The 14376-nt window shown below is 62.7% G+C and carries 15 protein-coding genes; 7 read left to right on the top strand and 8 right to left on the bottom strand.

Features of this window, described 5'->3' with window-relative positions; translation table 11 throughout:
• Window positions 1-5 precede the first annotated feature (5 nt).
• Window positions 6-1172 carry a vWA domain-containing protein gene (locus RS901_RS36055; RefSeq protein WP_316157433.1) on the top strand — a complete coding sequence of 389 codons (1167 nt, stop codon included), beginning with the start codon at window positions 6-8 and terminating at the stop codon, window positions 1170-1172.
• A 311-nt stretch (window positions 1173-1483) separates the two neighbouring features.
• Window positions 1484-1867 (top strand): hypothetical protein, encoded by a 384-nt coding sequence (locus RS901_RS36050; protein WP_316157432.1) that lies wholly within the window; start codon window positions 1484-1486, stop codon window positions 1865-1867.
• Between the two features lie 109 nt (window positions 1868-1976).
• Here the strand turns inward: RS901_RS36050 and RS901_RS36045 are convergent, their stop codons facing one another.
• Genes RS901_RS36045 through RS901_RS36035 form a run of 3 tightly spaced genes read right to left on the bottom strand, consistent with a single transcriptional unit; the run spans window position 1977 to window position 3589 of the window.
• Window positions 1977-2384 carry a polymer-forming cytoskeletal protein gene (locus RS901_RS36045; RefSeq protein ID WP_316157431.1) on the bottom strand — a complete coding sequence of 136 codons (408 nt, stop codon included), beginning with the start codon at window positions 2382-2384 and terminating at the stop codon, window positions 1977-1979.
• An 8-nt stretch (window positions 2385-2392) separates the two neighbouring features.
• Window positions 2393-2968 carry a hypothetical protein gene (locus RS901_RS36040; protein ID WP_316157430.1) on the bottom strand — a complete coding sequence of 192 codons (576 nt, stop codon included), beginning with the start codon at window positions 2966-2968 and terminating at the stop codon, window positions 2393-2395.
• Between the two features lie 15 nt (window positions 2969-2983).
• On the bottom strand, window positions 2984-3589 hold the full coding sequence (locus RS901_RS36035; RefSeq protein ID WP_316157429.1) for a hypothetical protein: 606 nt from the start codon (window positions 3587-3589) through the stop codon (window positions 2984-2986).
• A gap of 491 nt (window positions 3590-4080) precedes the next feature.
• On the opposite strand from RS901_RS36035, the gene RS901_RS39055 reads away from it, so the two are divergent.
• The 5 genes from RS901_RS39055 to RS901_RS36015 all read left to right on the top strand — a co-directional run bounded on the left by RS901_RS39055 (window position 4081) and on the right by RS901_RS36015 (window position 10297).
• Window positions 4081-4542 (top strand): DUF7696 family protein, encoded by a 462-nt coding sequence (locus tag RS901_RS39055; protein WP_425476462.1) that lies wholly within the window; start codon window positions 4081-4083, stop codon window positions 4540-4542.
• Window positions 4491-5789 carry a hypothetical protein gene (locus RS901_RS36030; RefSeq protein ID WP_316157428.1) on the top strand — a complete coding sequence of 433 codons (1299 nt, stop codon included), beginning with the start codon at window positions 4491-4493 and terminating at the stop codon, window positions 5787-5789. Before RS901_RS39055 ends, RS901_RS36030 begins: the two co-directional genes overlap by 52 nt.
• 103 nt (window positions 5790-5892) lie before the next feature.
• Window positions 5893-7305 (top strand): metallophosphatase family protein, encoded by a 1413-nt coding sequence (locus RS901_RS36025; protein WP_316157427.1) that lies wholly within the window; start codon window positions 5893-5895, stop codon window positions 7303-7305.
• A gap of 167 nt (window positions 7306-7472) precedes the next feature.
• On the top strand, window positions 7473-7985 hold the full coding sequence (locus tag RS901_RS36020) for a hypothetical protein (RefSeq protein ID WP_316157426.1): 513 nt from the start codon (window positions 7473-7475) through the stop codon (window positions 7983-7985).
• Window positions 7973-10297, top strand: a complete 2325-nt coding sequence (locus tag RS901_RS36015) for an AAA family ATPase (protein WP_316157425.1) — start codon at window positions 7973-7975, stop codon at window positions 10295-10297. The genes RS901_RS36020 and RS901_RS36015 overlap by 13 nt, the downstream gene beginning before the upstream one ends.
• Before the next feature lie 380 nt (window positions 10298-10677).
• On the opposite strand, the gene RS901_RS36010 is transcribed toward RS901_RS36015, so the two are convergent.
• The 5 genes from RS901_RS36010 to RS901_RS35990 all read right to left on the bottom strand — a co-directional run bounded on the left by RS901_RS36010 (window position 10678) and on the right by RS901_RS35990 (window position 14113).
• Window positions 10678-11127, bottom strand: coding sequence for an HU family DNA-binding protein (locus tag RS901_RS36010; protein WP_316157424.1), 450 nt, complete (start codon window positions 11125-11127; stop codon window positions 10678-10680).
• A gap of 144 nt (window positions 11128-11271) precedes the next feature.
• Window positions 11272-12183 (bottom strand): tyrosine-type recombinase/integrase, encoded by a 912-nt coding sequence (locus RS901_RS36005; protein WP_410054255.1) that lies wholly within the window; start codon window positions 12181-12183, stop codon window positions 11272-11274.
• Between the two features lie 94 nt (window positions 12184-12277).
• A complete protein-coding gene (locus RS901_RS36000; RefSeq protein WP_316157423.1) occupies window positions 12278-12610 on the bottom strand; it encodes a hypothetical protein in 333 nt (110 codons plus the stop codon).
• Entirely contained in the window at window positions 12607-13383 is a 777-nt protein-coding gene (locus RS901_RS35995; RefSeq protein WP_316157422.1) for a DUF6884 domain-containing protein, read from the bottom strand. Before RS901_RS35995 ends, RS901_RS36000 begins: the two co-directional genes overlap by 4 nt.
• Window positions 13384-13576: 193 nt before the next feature.
• Window positions 13577-14113 carry a hypothetical protein gene (locus tag RS901_RS35990; protein ID WP_316157421.1) on the bottom strand — a complete coding sequence of 179 codons (537 nt, stop codon included), beginning with the start codon at window positions 14111-14113 and terminating at the stop codon, window positions 13577-13579.
• Window positions 14114-14376 lie beyond the last annotated feature (263 nt).

Here is a 14376-nt window from a genome sequence, read left to right as displayed (position 1 = left end):
TTGCCATGCATGCGCGAATCGTGAAGCAACGCGCGGCGCTGGTGCTATCGCAACCGTTCTTCGGTGCGTTGGCCCTGCGCCTGGCCCTCGTTGAGGATCCTGCCTGCGAGAGCCTGTGGGTCGATGGCGTGCGCCTGGGCTACAACCCGGCGTATGTCGAGACTCTCGACGACCTCGAGCTTCGGGGCGTCCTCGCGCACGAAGTGCTCCACGTGGCCAATGGCCATTGTTGGCGCATGGGGGCGCGGGATCAGGAGCGGTGGAACCGCGCGTGTGACTACGCGGTGAACCCGCTTGTGCTCAACGCGCAGTTCAAGCTGCCTCAGGGCGTCTTGCTGGATGGGCGATACCTGGGCAAGTCGGCTGAGGAAATCTACGCGATGCTGCGACAGGAAGAATCGTCGCAGCAGCCGGATGCCGCGGCGGGCGGCGGCTCGGGAACTGGGCCGTCACCGCAAGCCAGTGGCCAGCAGCCAGCACCACCGTCGACAGGATGTGGCGAGGTGCGGCAATACACGGCCGCCGACCGGCCGACGGTGGAGGGCGAATGGCGCGTAGCCGTGAATCAGGCGGCGAAAGCGGCCAAGATGCGCGGCGCGCTGCCTGGCGACCTTGAGCACCTGGTGGAAGCCGCGCTTCGGCCGTCTGTCGACTGGCGAGCGGTGTTGCACCGCTTCGCCGCCCAGGCGGCCCGGTCGGACTACAGCTGGAAAGTGCCCAACCGTCGCTATGCCCACTTGGGCCTCTATCTGCCGTCGTTGCATTCCGAAGCGGTGGGAGACGCGGTATTCGTGCGCGACTCCAGCGGCTCGGTCTTCGACGAGACGCAGCGGCAGTTTGCGGCGGAGATTATTGCGGTGCACCAACAGCTGCAGCCGGCCCGGCTCGTCGTCATCGATTGCGATACGCGGGTCACGCAGGTCCAGGTGTTCGAGCGTGACGAGGTGGTTGATCTGCGGCCGTTGAAGGGGGGCGGAGGGACCAGCTTTAAGCCGCCATTCGTATGGCTGGAGCAGGAGGGCATCGAGCCTACCTTCCTCGTCTATCTCACTGACCTGTACGGTGCATTCCCTGCCGCGGCGCCTGCCTATCCAGCCCTCTGGGCTTCAGTCACGCCGTTGGATCGCATCGCCGCACCACCTTTTGGCGAATGCGTTGAGGTGATCGTATGAATTAAGCCCTGGCTACGTCCGGGGCACTTTTTGCGGAACGAAGTCACTACTGAGCTGTCAATTCCTGTCACCCTCAAGCGAGCCACAAACGTGCCGATGGTGGGTACCGAAGTGGTCGTAGCAGGCTCCAGCCCCGGCGCGCCCCGGGCCTCTTCTTTTTGGATTCATATGTCAGCAAGCATTGTTCATCCGAAGTATGTGGTCGGGCTATTCGCGTAGCCGAAACAACGGCAGGTGCCAGTCGCAGTCAGCGGCTGGACCGTTGCCAAAGGCGGCGCGCGGGTTGCCGGCAGGCGCCTGAGGAGCGAGCTTTGGAACCCCAGCTTCAAGTGACGGACGTCGACCGCCTGCCGCGACATGGCATCGCCTTGCGTGTCGACGAGTGGTTTTCAGTTGCCCACAACGGACATTCCTCGCCGTTTGACGACTGGCTCCCGATTGTTGCAGTGCCCGTGCAATCTGCAATTGTGGGCATGCGATTGTCGCAAGGCAATGTCGCGTTCGAGCTGCGCCACGGCAAGCAATACGCGATCGAAGACTCGGTGCATGGCGGTCGGACATTTCAATGCATCATTGACAGCCGCGTGCCACTTGTGGCCTTCATTGACGCGCGAGGCAGCCGGGGACCGTGGATCACAGTCCGAAATCTCTTTACTATTCAAAAGATAGTGAGCATGCGCGAACTGCGCGAATGAAAAAGGAAAGGGCCCAACGCGTCTGCGTGTCGGGCCCTTGTTCTTTACGGGTTCTAGCAGAAAGACGACGCTTATGTGCGAGCTTTCCGGAAAATTGCCTTGAGCATGCTCATACTTTTGCCGCCGGCTCGGCCTCCGTCGTCGGCGCGGTGGCTTCGATCGTCGACTTCAGACCGTCGCCATAGGTGAGTGCGGGAACGCGCGAAATGTTCCCCTCCAAGGCTGCAGAGGTCCCAAGCCGGATGGTACCGGCATAGGCAATCCGGCCTTTCACACGGCCATTGATATGCAAGGAAATCCGGGCCGCCACATCTCCCTCGACGGTGCCATCAATTAGCACGTGATCGCCTTCAACGGTGCCACGAATCAGCCCTTCCGCACCGATATGGACCAAGCCTCGGGACGAACGCAAATCGCCGTCGACCAGGCCAAAACAGCTGACGCCGTGATCGCAGGCCACGTGCCCATGGATGCTGAGGCCCGCTTGAATCAAGCTGAAAGTTCGTTGCTGGGTCATATCTGGAGTCAGAACAGTTTGATCTCGTTTCCGCGGCTGGATGCTGGGGTTACCTGCGCGGTCTGTGCGGGGGAGGCCTGTTGCTGCCTGGTGGGCGCCGGCGCAGCCACGTTCTGCTTGGGCGCTTGGGGCTTCGCCCGGGCCTCGGCAGCGACTGCTGAGCTCGCCGCAGGCGCGGGCGCGGAGACCGCCGGCGCAGCCGAGGGTGAGGGGACAGGTGCAGCGGCTGGCTGCGCGACGCTTGGCTGCGACGCGGGCCATCCGTGGCCGCCATCTTCAGCTGGCGCATTGGCCGCTGGCAAAGCGGCTGCCGTCGACGAGTCGGGGCGCTTGTGCGTCTCGCCCGACGCGAGCCATCGACCGCCGCCGAAGGCGAGAACGGCAATCAGCACAATGCCAAGGCCCTGCCAATGGATCGGCTTGATACGCGCCCAGACGGGCACCGGCTCGTTGCCGGACGGCGTGTGAGGTGGGGGCAGCGCCAAGGAGGCGCTAAGGCTCACGGCACCGGACGGGGCCAGTTCGATCGTGACTGGCGGTTCCGCGTAGTGCGCGTGCAAGCGTTCGATTTCCTTGATGTCCATACTGTCTTTCGTGTATCAGGCTTGATCGATCAGCTTTCCGTCGGGTGAGAAGCAGTCGTTGTCGGGGATGCAAAGCCGGTGGATCGCGCGGATTTGTCGGGCGGCGCCAAAAATCGCATCGTCTTTCTCAGTGTCGGTAATGGACTGGGCCATGTATGCTCCGAGCGCACGGTGGAAGAGCCTGTCGTGCTGGTTAAGCAGCCGGATTAGCCGTCCGGCTAACGAGTGTGTCACCACGAGCTGCCGTTGGTCGAACCTGAGGCTGAGATGCCGCCTTGGCTGCCGCTCAATCCACTGCAGCCTCGCGTCCATCCATTCCTGCGCCGCCCGAAAGGCCTCGTCCAGGGCGAGGATCTTGCCTTTGCTGGCCACTGAGAATTTGGACGTGATGTAGTTGTAGTCGCTGCGCAGGAAGTTTCGTACGAAGTCGGTGCAGTAGGACACTTCTGTGCCGCTGTCCGTTTGAGGAACGATCTTGGCGACGCGTCCCTCGCTGAGCATCCGGCGGATGGGCTTGGGTCCGGCGTCGGCTGCGGTGGTGTCAGAAGGCGCGTCCCGCGATGATATCAGCGGTATCGGACGCGCCTCGCCATCGGGCAGATGGTGGGAAGGTTCGGCCATGTTTCATGTGGTGGGATCTCTCTCAGCAGGAATTCTGAGACAAAATACTGCACACATGCCCGGAGAAAGCGACACATAATTGGCGAGCTTTCTGACTTATTTCCGGGTGCTGATATGCCACAATTCACTCACACCTCGCGTCACTGACGCATCGACCTGACTCCTGGCGAGTCCATCTTTTGCTTCAAGTCGTGCCATTTGCGCACGCGCCGACCGGCTGGCTACCGGTGTGGATATTCCTTGTGATAAGTGTTTTCGCCGAACACTTCCCTCATCAGCTCGTAATACGCGTCTTTCGCTGTGCCTCTTCATGAGTGCACGCTGGACACCGTTCGAGCCTGGGACCATGTGGCGTCTCTCTCCAGGCCCCTCCTAGGCAGAACGGCTGGCGTCGAGCCGATCCGTGAACCTGCGGCCGAACCTGTGGGTTCGCGAAATGGGTTGTTGTGCAGCGTGACCATGCTGCACGAGGACGACTTTACGTCCTCAGCATGAGCGGCGCGTACGTAGCGCGCTGCTCCCTGAGTGCCACGCCCCCGGAAGGGGCGTGGCATGCAGGTCTCTCGAACAAAGCTCGCTTTCCGGCGCACCCGGGACGCGGGCTTTCTTTGTTTGTGAGAAGCCTGTTTCGGGGAGATGCCATGCACCACGATTCCGAGATTTCCGCCGCCATCGCGGCAACGCTGCTTCGTCGGCGTCCGATGTACAAGGACATGCCGGCAGCCTGGCGAAATCTTTGTGAGGCGGCACACGTCGCCAGTCTTCCGGAAGCCGCTCGCGCGGCCTTCCTTTCCACCGTAACGACCCAGCGCGGGGCAGACACAGCCTTGCGCCTACGGGAGCATGGTGCGTCCATCCGGGCGAACGTCGTTCGTTTTCTCTCAGAAAGGAGAAACAACGCATGCATGCACCCATCACCTACAGCGGCTTCGACGGACCGAGAAGCCTTCTAGAGGAGCGGCCCATGCGGCCGCCCATCATCGGAAAGATCCGGCCGGGAATCAAAGTCCTGACTCGCAAGGCCCGGGAGAATCCCGAAGCCGTGCGAATCCACGACGCGATGCTTGCCCAAGGGCATTCATTTGAGTCGATCGGCATCCAGATCGAGCGCAAGACCCAATTGCGCAACGCCCTGGTGCCGAAGAACGTGCCATGGTTTACCTGCCGGGGCACGGACTTCGCGAATCCTGCCGTGGCCGACGACATCATGCAGCGCTACGGCGAAGACCGCGGCGATGGCAATGGCCTGAAGCTATGGCGCTTCCCCGTGGTGTTCGCCTTTGATGACTGGCTGCGCAACATGCCAAATGAGCTGGTGACGTACACGGCCAGCGGCAGGCAGTTCTTTTCGGAGTACGGACCTGACGGCTTGCGCTACTGCAAGACCTATGCGCTGGTACAACGAGATGCGCGAGCCAATCGTGCGAAGCGCGTGTGGGGTGGTCGACCCGTCATCCTCCGTCAGGACGATGCAATTCCGGACGGCCGGTGCGATCCACACAGCTGCCCTCAGTACCAACAAGGTCTCTGCAATCTGTCCGCCTCGTTCTTGTTCGCGGTCCCCAGCACTCGGGGCCTGGGCTTGATCGAATTGCCGACAACGTCAATTTATGTCCTGCAGAAGGCGCACGCGGCCATGCAGACCGTTGCGCTTGCACGAGGGCGTCTGGTCGGGGTCCAGTTCTTTATGAGCAAGCAAGAGGTCGAGATCAGCCGGATCGAGCCCGAATTCGGCAAGCCGGTCCGGCAGATGCAGTGGCTCATCACCCTCGATGCGGATCTTGATCTGGCCGGGCTGCTCGATGGCTCCGATCGACCGCAACTCGCACATGTCGAAGCCGCGCAACACGCGGTCGCAGCGCTCGAGAGCGCACCGGACGCGTCTCATCAGAGCGAGTCTCTAGGCGAATTACTGCCAGAAGATGAGCGTGCGTTGCCCGATGCGCATGCCCCGCACGCGGCCGACAAAGACCTGGCCTCGGAATTCAACGAACTTGCGGGGCGCTTGGGTTTTGACAACGACCAGGACCGTATGGATCTGCGCATATTCCTGCAGGACAGATTTGGCGCTGGTTGGACGAAGCGGCCCACCGCAGTCCGGCAGGTGGTCAAAGATATGCGCATAGCGCTGGAGAACAACCCGGTCGCGTACCGTGAGCAGGTAAAGGTCATCGCTGCCGAGATTGCCCCTCTGAGCTAGCTCCCGGGGCCGGCTCGCTTTGGTGATGCCTGACGGCGTCCATTCTTCGTTTCAGCTTCGCCGGCGCCTTCCGCCGGCACATTGCCTTTTCCTAGGAGGTTCCATGTTCAATGAAGGCGAAAGCCTGCGTCTGGGTCATTTCTCAGACCTGCATTATTCGCCCAGCCACCTGGCTGAGGCGGACCGCTGCTTTGGCTTTGCGGTCGACGATGCGATAGCGTCGGCCTGCCAGGTCGGGGTCGTGTCAGGAGACTCCACCGATCATCGCCTTGACGCGCACACGCCGGCGTTGTCCGCGCTGGCCCGTCAGATTCACCGGCTGTCGGCCCACATGCCCGTCCTGCTCCTGCAGGGCACTTACAGTCATGAGCCACCGGGCACGCTGGACCTGTTCCGACTCATCGGTGCGCAGTATCCTGTATACGTAGCCGATCGCATCCACCAGGTAGCGCTGTGCACGGGGCAGTTTGTACCGTCGGATGGCCCGGTCTTCTCGATCGCTGAAATCGATGTATTGCTCGCCCAGCACGGCATGCCCGACGTCGTCTTCACCTGCGTGCCGACCGTCAACAAGGCGGTACTGGCTGCCGCCGCCGGCGTGGCCAATGCAGCGACGGCGGTGGGTGACCACCTTGCCCACTACCTGGTCGCGGCAGGCGCTATCAATCGCCAATGGCGGTCATGGGGCGTGCGCACGGTCGGCGTGTCGCACGGCACGGTGAACGGCTGCCAGACCGAGCACGGCGTACCCATGGCCGGCTTCGACCATGAGTTCACCATCGGCGCGCTGTTCGAGGCCGAGTGTGACGCCTTCATGCTTGGCCATATCCACCGCGCACAGCAATGGGAGCGGGAGGGCAGGGTAGTGGCATATGCCGGCTCAATCGGGCGATTCCACTACGGCGAGATTGGGGAGAAGGGATACCTTCAGTGGCAAGTGATCCCCGGACATGCCACGGCCTCGTTGGTGGCCACGCCTGCACGCGAGACGGTGTGCGTGGACTTCGACGGCCTGCCGGACATGGCAAGGCTTGCCGACATTGCCATGGAAGCCGGTGACAAGTTCGTGCGCATTCGCTGGACGGTCAACGAGGAGCATCGTCAGCTGGTCGACCGTGACGCGGTTCTTGCGCTGTTCGGGAAAAGCGCCGAGGTCAAGATCGAGGCGCGCGTCTTGCCGGCCGTGCGTAGCCGCGCTGAAGGGATCAGCCGGGCGGCCAGCCTGCCGGAAAAGCTCTCCCGCTGGGGTGAGCTGACCGGCGTTGACACTGCCCCGTTGGTGGACCGTTTGACTATGCTGGAAACGCTCGATGCGCAGTCGATCGCGGACGGCGTGCTGGCCCAACTGCGCGAGGCTGGTGCGGAAGCACCTCCTCGAGCGGAAGTGACACCAAGCGGCGTTGAACGCTCCGAGCCGAGCCCCGACCCCGTGGCGTTTCTCGCCTCGGCGCCGTTGGGCGACCAGTCAAGTATGGACTGGCTCACCGATGACCTGTTCGCAGGGCAACCCGCTTAACCCTCTGAACATGCGAGCCATGTTCCGACAGCCGTGAGAGGCTGTCGAAACCCGGTTTCACCCCGCGTCATTGACGCATCGATCCAGCAGTATCCATTTCTCTTCTATCTACCCTGACGGGGTGCTTCCCGTTTGGGGCGCGCTCCGTCCTACCCCTGGAGTGCAACATGATTCTCTATCACGCCGGTCCGAAGTGGCTGCATGTTGAGGAAAGTGCTATGACCCGTACGGATCTGGCCAAGCGGTTGTGCGAGAACCACCAGTTCACGCAATGCATGATGTATGAGCCGTTCGGCCATGGCCGCGGTGCTGTGATTGGCAAACGCGATCACATGCTGGTCATGGCGATCGCCACCGACGGTGGCAACACCTGGTACTCCGTGGCACCGTCCAAGGAGCTGCAGGACCTTATCTGGTCATTTTCGAACGGCTTTGCCGGACAGTGGAGCGCATTAGAGCTCAGGGCCATGACTGGCCTGGACGACTGGAAGGCGCTGCTGCAAATGGCCGGAGTTCAGTTTGCAGCGGCGGTTCGTTCGGTCGAACGTGCGATCGCTGGCCTGCCGGAGCAGGATGTGCCGGCTGCGGCAGAGATGCCGTTGCTGGATAGCGACGCCATGGAGCTGCCGCCTGACTATCTCCACTCCTTTGGTACGGAGGTCGTCGAATGCGCCCCTTGAAATTGACCCTCGCCGGCTTCCACGGTATCCGCGATGGCATGCACCGGGACAGCGTTACGGTGGATTTGACCGATCTGCCGGCTGGCCTGATTGCAATTGTCGGCCCCAACGGCACAGGCAAGACCACGATCATGGACAACCTGCATCCGTATCCACTCATGCCGAGCCACGCGACGAAGATGTCGGCCGACGCTTTCTCGTACTGGGACCACCTCTGTGCCCCGCGCGCTGAGAAGGACCTGGAATGGGAGCACGGTGGCAAGGCTTACCGGTCGGCGTTCGCGTTTCGTAACCCAGGCAAGAGCCGAAAGGCGGAGTACTACCTGTTCGAGAACGCGATGGGCGACTGGAAGCCGGTGCAACTGGCGGACGGTACCGTATCCGATGGCAAGGCTGACACCTACGGTCGCTGTCTTGACTCGGTGCTCGGATCCGCCGAAGCCTTCTTCTCCAGCGTGTTTTCCGCGCAGAACCGGCGGCCGCTGGCAAGCTACCAGCCCGCCGAGATCAAGAAGCTGCTCGCCGAGCTGCTCGGGATCGATCACCTGCGCGAGCTGTCCGCGAAAGCGGGCGACGTGGCCAAGGCGCTGAGCCGTGCTCTGGATGGCCTGCAGCGGAATGTGCTTGTGCTGTCCGGCAAGCGCGACACCGTGGCAGCGATGACCATTGAGATCCAGGAGATCGACCAGGCCCTTGCTGCTGAGCGGACGCATCGTACGGAGTGGCTCAACCGTGGCAGCAAGCTGGAGCAGGAACGTGCCACGCTAGCTGCCAAGCAGGCGGCATCAGCCGGCACCGAAGCCCGGTTGCGCGAGTTGCATCAGCGCAAGCGGGAGTTGACGGCACGTGCCCAGCAGCTTGCCATTGACCATCGCACGGCGATTGCGAAGGCGACTGCGCGGCAGCGGGACCTTGAGCATACCTTGGCGACGAGCCAGGCAGCCCTTGCTCAATCCGAGGTGATCACCGCCGCAGGCGCGCAACGTGATGGCGTGCAGATGGCCCTTGGCCGTCGGCAAGCGGAACTTGCCGAAGAGCAGCGGGAGTTGGCCGAAGTCGAAGCTCTTGCGACGCGGCATGCGGGGCTGGCAAGTGAGCTGCGCGGGATGGAGCAGCGCGGCTCGGTGGCGGCACAGCTGGCGCGGACCCTCAAGGCCCAGACCGATGTCATGGATACCGTGCCTTGCAGCGGCCACCCAATGCACGGCCAGTGCCCATTGCTTGCGCAAGCCCGCGAGGCCAAGGGCCAGTACGAGGCCCAAGCTATCGTGGTGACCAATCTGCGAACGAGCTACAGGGATAAGCAGGAAGCCCTGAGACCGATGGAGGCGGTACTACCGCGTCTGCCGGCGCGTCGTGAAGCGGTGGCGTCCCTGCAGCGTGACATCGCGCGAGACAATCAGGAGCTTCAGCGCCTGACTGCCCTGGCGGCTCAGAGACCGTTACTTGACACCGCCGCCGCTGCGCTTGAGAAGGCACGGGGCGACCTGGCAGCCCTGGCGCAGGAGGAGACTGAACGGAAGGACCGGCTCGTCCGGGATCTCCAGGATGTTGAATCCCAGCTGGCTGCGGTGCAGCGAGAGGTTGACACGCTGGCTGTAACTGACGTGACGGGCCTGATTGCGGACCTCGACCGCGACATTGCGGGCGTCCGGGAAAGGGTCAGCGCGGCCGACGGCAAGATCGAATCATTGATCCGCCGTCAAAGTGCGCTGGCCACCGACCGTGACCGCATCGAGCGGGAGCTTAGTGGTCTGCCGGCGCTTGAGTCGCAGGTGCAACGCCTGTCCGACGAAATCGCGCAGTGGAAGCTGCTCGGCAAGGGGCTCGGCAACGACGGCGTGATCGCGTTGTCGATCGATGATGCGGGGCCGGCCATTACCGGCATCGTCAATGACTTGCTGCTCGCCTGCTATGGGCCGCGATTCACAATCGCGATCCAGACGCAGACGACGCTGGCCAGCGGGGAAGCCCGGGAGGGATTCTCGATTGCGGTGTTGGATGCCGATAACGATAGCTCGAAGGAGTTTTCCGTGATCAGCGGCGGCCAGAAGGTGTGGATCAACGAGTGCCTGACGCGCGGTATCGCCCTGTATCGGGCGCAACACGCGCAGCAGTCCTTTCAGACTCTGTTCACCGATGAAGCGGACGGTCCGCTGGATCCGGAGCGCAAGCGCGCCTTCATGAAGATGAAGCGTGAAGTATTGCGGGTTGGCGGATATGAGCGGGAATTCTTCATCTCCCAGACGCCGGAGCTCGTTGATGAAGCCGATGGCATGATCGACGTCAGGGCGCTTGCTGCCGGGGCGTAATCGCCTTCTCCATTTCATTCCATGGCCGGCTCCCGAAGAGACCGGCTTTTCCTTTTCTTCTGACCAAAAACTGGAGCAACCATGGGTCTGATGGTCGTAATCGCTGTTGAGGGTACCACCTTCGATGGCTCGGGCGAACCGGCGAAAGCTCCTGCGCTCATGTACGTATTGGCCGGCGAGGTTGTGCCACGGATTCCGAAACTTGAGCCGGGCCAGTCGGCGCGTTGCGCGCGCGGGCGGGGCCTGCCGGCGGCCGGGCAGTCGGCGTGGCGGCGCATCGCTACGCGGCAGCAATCGCTCTTCTAGGCAATGATCCATGCAAAAAAGCCCCGAATCGCGAGATTCGGGGCCATTTCTTTTGCTAGTCGGAGCCGGTGCGATTACAGGGCGGCGTCCTTCAGCTTCTTCATCGCGCGAACCTTCACCTTCACGCTGGCCGGCTTGGCCGCAAACCATTGGTCCTGGCCGGTGAACGGGTTCTTGCCAAAGCGCTTCTTGGTGGCCGGGACCTGAATGGCCGACACCTTGAACAGGCCCGGGAAAGTAAACTCGCCGGCGCCCTTCTTGTGGATGGCGCTCACCATGGTGTTTTCCAGGTGGGCTAGTACCGTCTGAACGGTCTTCTTGTCCAGTTCCGTCTGGGCAATCAGGTGTGCCAGCAGGCTGGACTTGTTGAATGTGTCCTTCAGCGGCTTGGCGACCGGGGCAGCCGACGCGGCTTTCTTGGCGGGAGCGGCCTTCGTCACGGGAGCTGCCTTCTTCGCGGGGGCTGCCTTCTTTGCAGCGGTCTTCGTTGCGGTCTTTGCTACGGGTTTTGCTTTCGTGGCCATAGTCGTGTCAGGTTGGAAATGCGCGCCTGCAAGTCGGATTGAGCGTGCATCGCACCGGCGAAGAATAGCAAATACAGACGCGCATGCAAGGGGAAAGAGCCTTGATCTAGGGCATTTCCCAACGAAATTGAGCTTTTTGCAACGTCAGTCGGCTTGGATCGTGGCAGCAATTCGGTCGCAGGTGCGATGGCTGGTCAAGCCCAGTATCCGGCTGACCTCGTCGCGCGAGCGGCCGGCGAGCAGCTGCCGCCTGCAGAAGGTGTTGCGCAGCGTGCGCGGGCTCGGCTCTGCGCCGGCGAAGCCGATGGCTTCGAGCGCCGCCGCGACGATCCGCCCAAAGCTCATGTCCGTGATCGACCGACCATCCGGGGTGAGCGAGAAAAGCAACTCGCCCTCGATGGGCAGTGTCTCGCGCCGGGCGCGGCAGGCACAAAGCAGCGGCACGGCGAAATCGGCCAGATGGACCGTGCGAGCGTCACGCGGACCGTGTGCCAGCACGAAGAGGTAGGGTGGGATTGCATCGGTGCTTAGGTCTACCAGTCGCGCGCTGCGGGCCTCCGCGGCAGTGACGCCTGTCGCGAGGAACGTGGCGACAATCGCGCGGCTGCGCAGGCTGGCCAGATCCTCGGCAGGGGATTGAAGGTAAGCCTGCAGCCGCGCATCCTCGGCCGCATCGAGATACTGCAGTGCAGGATCAGCGTCTGGCCAGCGCTCCGCGCCCAACAGCGCGGCGGCCGGGTTGTCCCGGCGCACGCCCGCGAAAACCAAATGCCGGCATAGGCGGTCCAGCAGTTTCACGTACCGCATGCGCGTCGCCTGCGAGTAGTGCTTGGCGTCGGCTGTCTGCCAGAACGCTTCGATATCGGCGGCGCCAAAGGAAGCGATGGATGCGCCCCGGGCCAACAGATGGCGTCGGAAGTGCTCGAACATGGCCTGATGCTGCACGATCGAGCGCGCGGAGAACGGGCGGCGATCGGCGCCAGCGGCCTCGCGTGCCTGCCAGTCGCGATAGGCACGGGTCGGGTTCGTGAGCCAGAGGGAGTCCATTCGCGTCATACACGCTGTTATATACTGAAATTGCCCAATCCCTCACCCCTGCCGCCTCGCCGAGGCGGGCATTTCTGCTGACAGAGGAGGGGGGCAGCGGGGGTCAGAATTGCGGCCGGCCGTAGCGATTGCGCCGTGCAGACACCCGAGCGCGCGTGCAGGCATAGCGGGGATGGCTCGCATCCAGCATGTCGGCTATCTCACGCAATCGGTAGTCCTGCGTGAAGCAGCAGGCCAGCAAGCAGCGCGAGGCGCAGTAGCGCAGGATTTCCTGGAGCAGCGCATACCGCTTCTCGGGCGGGAAATGCAGATTGCCGACCTTGGCCCAGGCCCGATATCCCTCATGGGCAAGTGCCAGCAGCCTTTCGGGCGTGTCTGGGCCCGTCTGGCACAGGTCCTTCGCCTCTCGTTGGAGCGCCGGATAGAAATCGGTCATGCTGCCTCCTTCGGCGTGAGGGGATGCAGATCCGCGACGCTGACCCAGCGGGGGCAGATTTTCGCGCGGCCGCGCACGAACTCTTCCACCTCGACATCGGCGGTGGGGCCGCTCGGCCCATTAAAGACCGAAAGCACGCGAGCCTGGCGTGCGGGGCGAGCGGGCGCCGCCCGGTAGAGCAGGGTGGCGATGGCGCCGGACTCGATCCATCCATATGCGCGATAGATCGGCGTGCCGTTGGCATGCTGGCCGATCTGCTCGCGGAACGACGGCGCCAACCCGTCAAGGAAGGCGCCAAGCTGGGACCGCTGCATGCCGATGCCACCGATGGTTTCCTGCAGGACAGGCAATGTGGGACCGTACTGGAGAGCCAGCGCGGCGCGCATGACGCGCCGATACTCGGTGCCGCCAGCGAACATCACCGACCCGAAATGGGTCGGCCAGGCAGCTGGCCGAAGGTAGCTCGATAAATCAGCCACCATCTGGTCGGCCCGTTGCCGCGCCATGCGCTCGTCGTATGGCGCAATCTCGGTGTCGGGCTGCAGGAAGCCGTGACGCGCGGACAGGATCAGGACGCAGGGCGCCGCATCGCTGCGCAGGTGTGCCCGGTACGATTGGAACATGACGCCCCTATAGAGATCGATAGCACGTGCATCCCGATCGAGCTTCGAGCCGGAGCAGGCCATCAAAAGCAGAGCTGGCTTGGCGGGATCGTTGCAGAGCCTCGGTGTGATGGGAAACAGGGAAAGTTGCATAGTGGAGAGCATGGGCATGGAGTCGCGTCGCATGCGTTTCACTCTACCGATGCAGTCCCAAAGTCAAGGGAGCGGCGCACCCAGACGACAGAAGCGCGCGAAGGCTGCGAATTGCTCAGAAAAGCTTGTTTTCCGCATACGCTGTCGGCGCACGCTGCCAGCCCCAACACCCTCCGGCACTCGGCCAACTTTGAGCCGCAATGGACAGGGTTCAGCTTTGACGCGGCACCATACTGGCGATCTCCAGTTTCTTCTGGAGACGCATCCAGTTGCAAAGCGCGTCATCAGACAAGGGCCCGTCGCACACCTCCAGCCATGACGGCCGCATGTCCATCCAAGCCTTCGCGAACCACTCGAACTTTGCGCGCTCTCGTCGTGCGAATACCTCGCGCATGGCGGTACTGTCCGGTTGCTCGCAGAACTGTCTGAGCGCAACCTCACTGTCCTGCTGGTACTTTGCCCAGAACCTATCTGTGCGCTCGGAGATCACGAAGTCGAATTGCGCCCGCACAGTCATGATTTTGAAAACATCGACGGCACCATCGCTCTCGTTGGTGGGTAGCAGCCATCGAGCCAACTGCTTCATCGCAGTGGCATGCACATGGCTCACGCTTCCAATGCCAATCGTGGTGGCCGACAACGCTCGTAGCGCCTTGCTCAGGAGCGGCACCCGGACCTGATGTGGCGTACTTTCCAGCCATTCAAGCAGGACGGACGCCGGATTCTCTGGATTTTGGTAGGTATGCATGGGACAGCATGGGGAACATCGAAACACGCGAACTAGTAGCGTGCGCTAACGGTTCAGCCTACAACTATCGGCGGGAATGCAAGCGCTCTGAAGCCGTACATCAACATATTCGCCCCTTGCTGTATGGCCGCCTTACAGCAATAGCGCCCCCATCGCCCGACTCGCAAGCCTTCGACGCCAGCCACCGAAGGCCAACGGTCGTGCCGTGGGCCGGCTGATGGGCGTGCTGGGGCTGACTCTCGACCTGACGGACCCTGAAGCCA

The organism is Cupriavidus sp. BIC8F, assembly GCF_032465815.1.
Lineage (GTDB): Bacteria > Pseudomonadota > Gammaproteobacteria > Burkholderiales > Burkholderiaceae > Cupriavidus > Cupriavidus necator.
This window is presented reverse-complemented; position numbering and strand designations above follow the sequence as displayed.

What these genes read in the sequence shown, in the direction of transcription:
- RS901_RS36040 (WP_316157430.1), bottom strand. Translation starts at nt 2,968, where the DNA reads ATGGACATCAAGGAAATCGAACGCTTGCACGCGCACTACGCGGAACCG.
- RS901_RS36025 (WP_316157427.1), top strand. Translation starts at nt 5,893, where the DNA reads ATGTTCAATGAAGGCGAAAGCCTGCGTCTGGGTCATTTCTCAGACCTG.
- RS901_RS36015 (WP_316157425.1), top strand. Translation starts at nt 7,973, where the DNA reads ATGCGCCCCTTGAAATTGACCCTCGCCGGCTTCCACGGTATCCGCGAT.
- RS901_RS36045 (WP_316157431.1), bottom strand. Translation starts at nt 2,384, where the DNA reads ATGACCCAGCAACGAACTTTCAGCTTGATTCAAGCGGGCCTCAGCATC.
- RS901_RS36055 (WP_316157433.1), top strand. Translation starts at nt 6, where the DNA reads ATGCATGCGCGAATCGTGAAGCAACGCGCGGCGCTGGTGCTATCGCAA.
- RS901_RS36000 (WP_316157423.1), bottom strand. Translation starts at nt 12,610, where the DNA reads ATGACCGATTTCTATCCGGCGCTCCAACGAGAGGCGAAGGACCTGTGC.
- RS901_RS39055 (WP_425476462.1), top strand. Translation starts at nt 4,081, where the DNA reads ATGAGCGGCGCGTACGTAGCGCGCTGCTCCCTGAGTGCCACGCCCCCG.
- RS901_RS35990 (WP_316157421.1), bottom strand. Translation starts at nt 14,113, where the DNA reads ATGCATACCTACCAAAATCCAGAGAATCCGGCGTCCGTCCTGCTTGAA.
- RS901_RS36005 (WP_410054255.1), bottom strand. Translation starts at nt 12,183, where the DNA reads ATGACGCGAATGGACTCCCTCTGGCTCACGAACCCGACCCGTGCCTAT.
- RS901_RS36020 (WP_316157426.1), top strand. Translation starts at nt 7,473, where the DNA reads ATGATTCTCTATCACGCCGGTCCGAAGTGGCTGCATGTTGAGGAAAGT.
- RS901_RS36010 (WP_316157424.1), bottom strand. Translation starts at nt 11,127, where the DNA reads ATGGCCACGAAAGCAAAACCCGTAGCAAAGACCGCAACGAAGACCGCT.
- RS901_RS36035 (WP_316157429.1), bottom strand. Translation starts at nt 3,589, where the DNA reads ATGGCCGAACCTTCCCACCATCTGCCCGATGGCGAGGCGCGTCCGATA.
- RS901_RS35995 (WP_316157422.1), bottom strand. Translation starts at nt 13,383, where the DNA reads ATGCCCATGCTCTCCACTATGCAACTTTCCCTGTTTCCCATCACACCG.
- RS901_RS36030 (WP_316157428.1), top strand. Translation starts at nt 4,491, where the DNA reads ATGCATGCACCCATCACCTACAGCGGCTTCGACGGACCGAGAAGCCTT.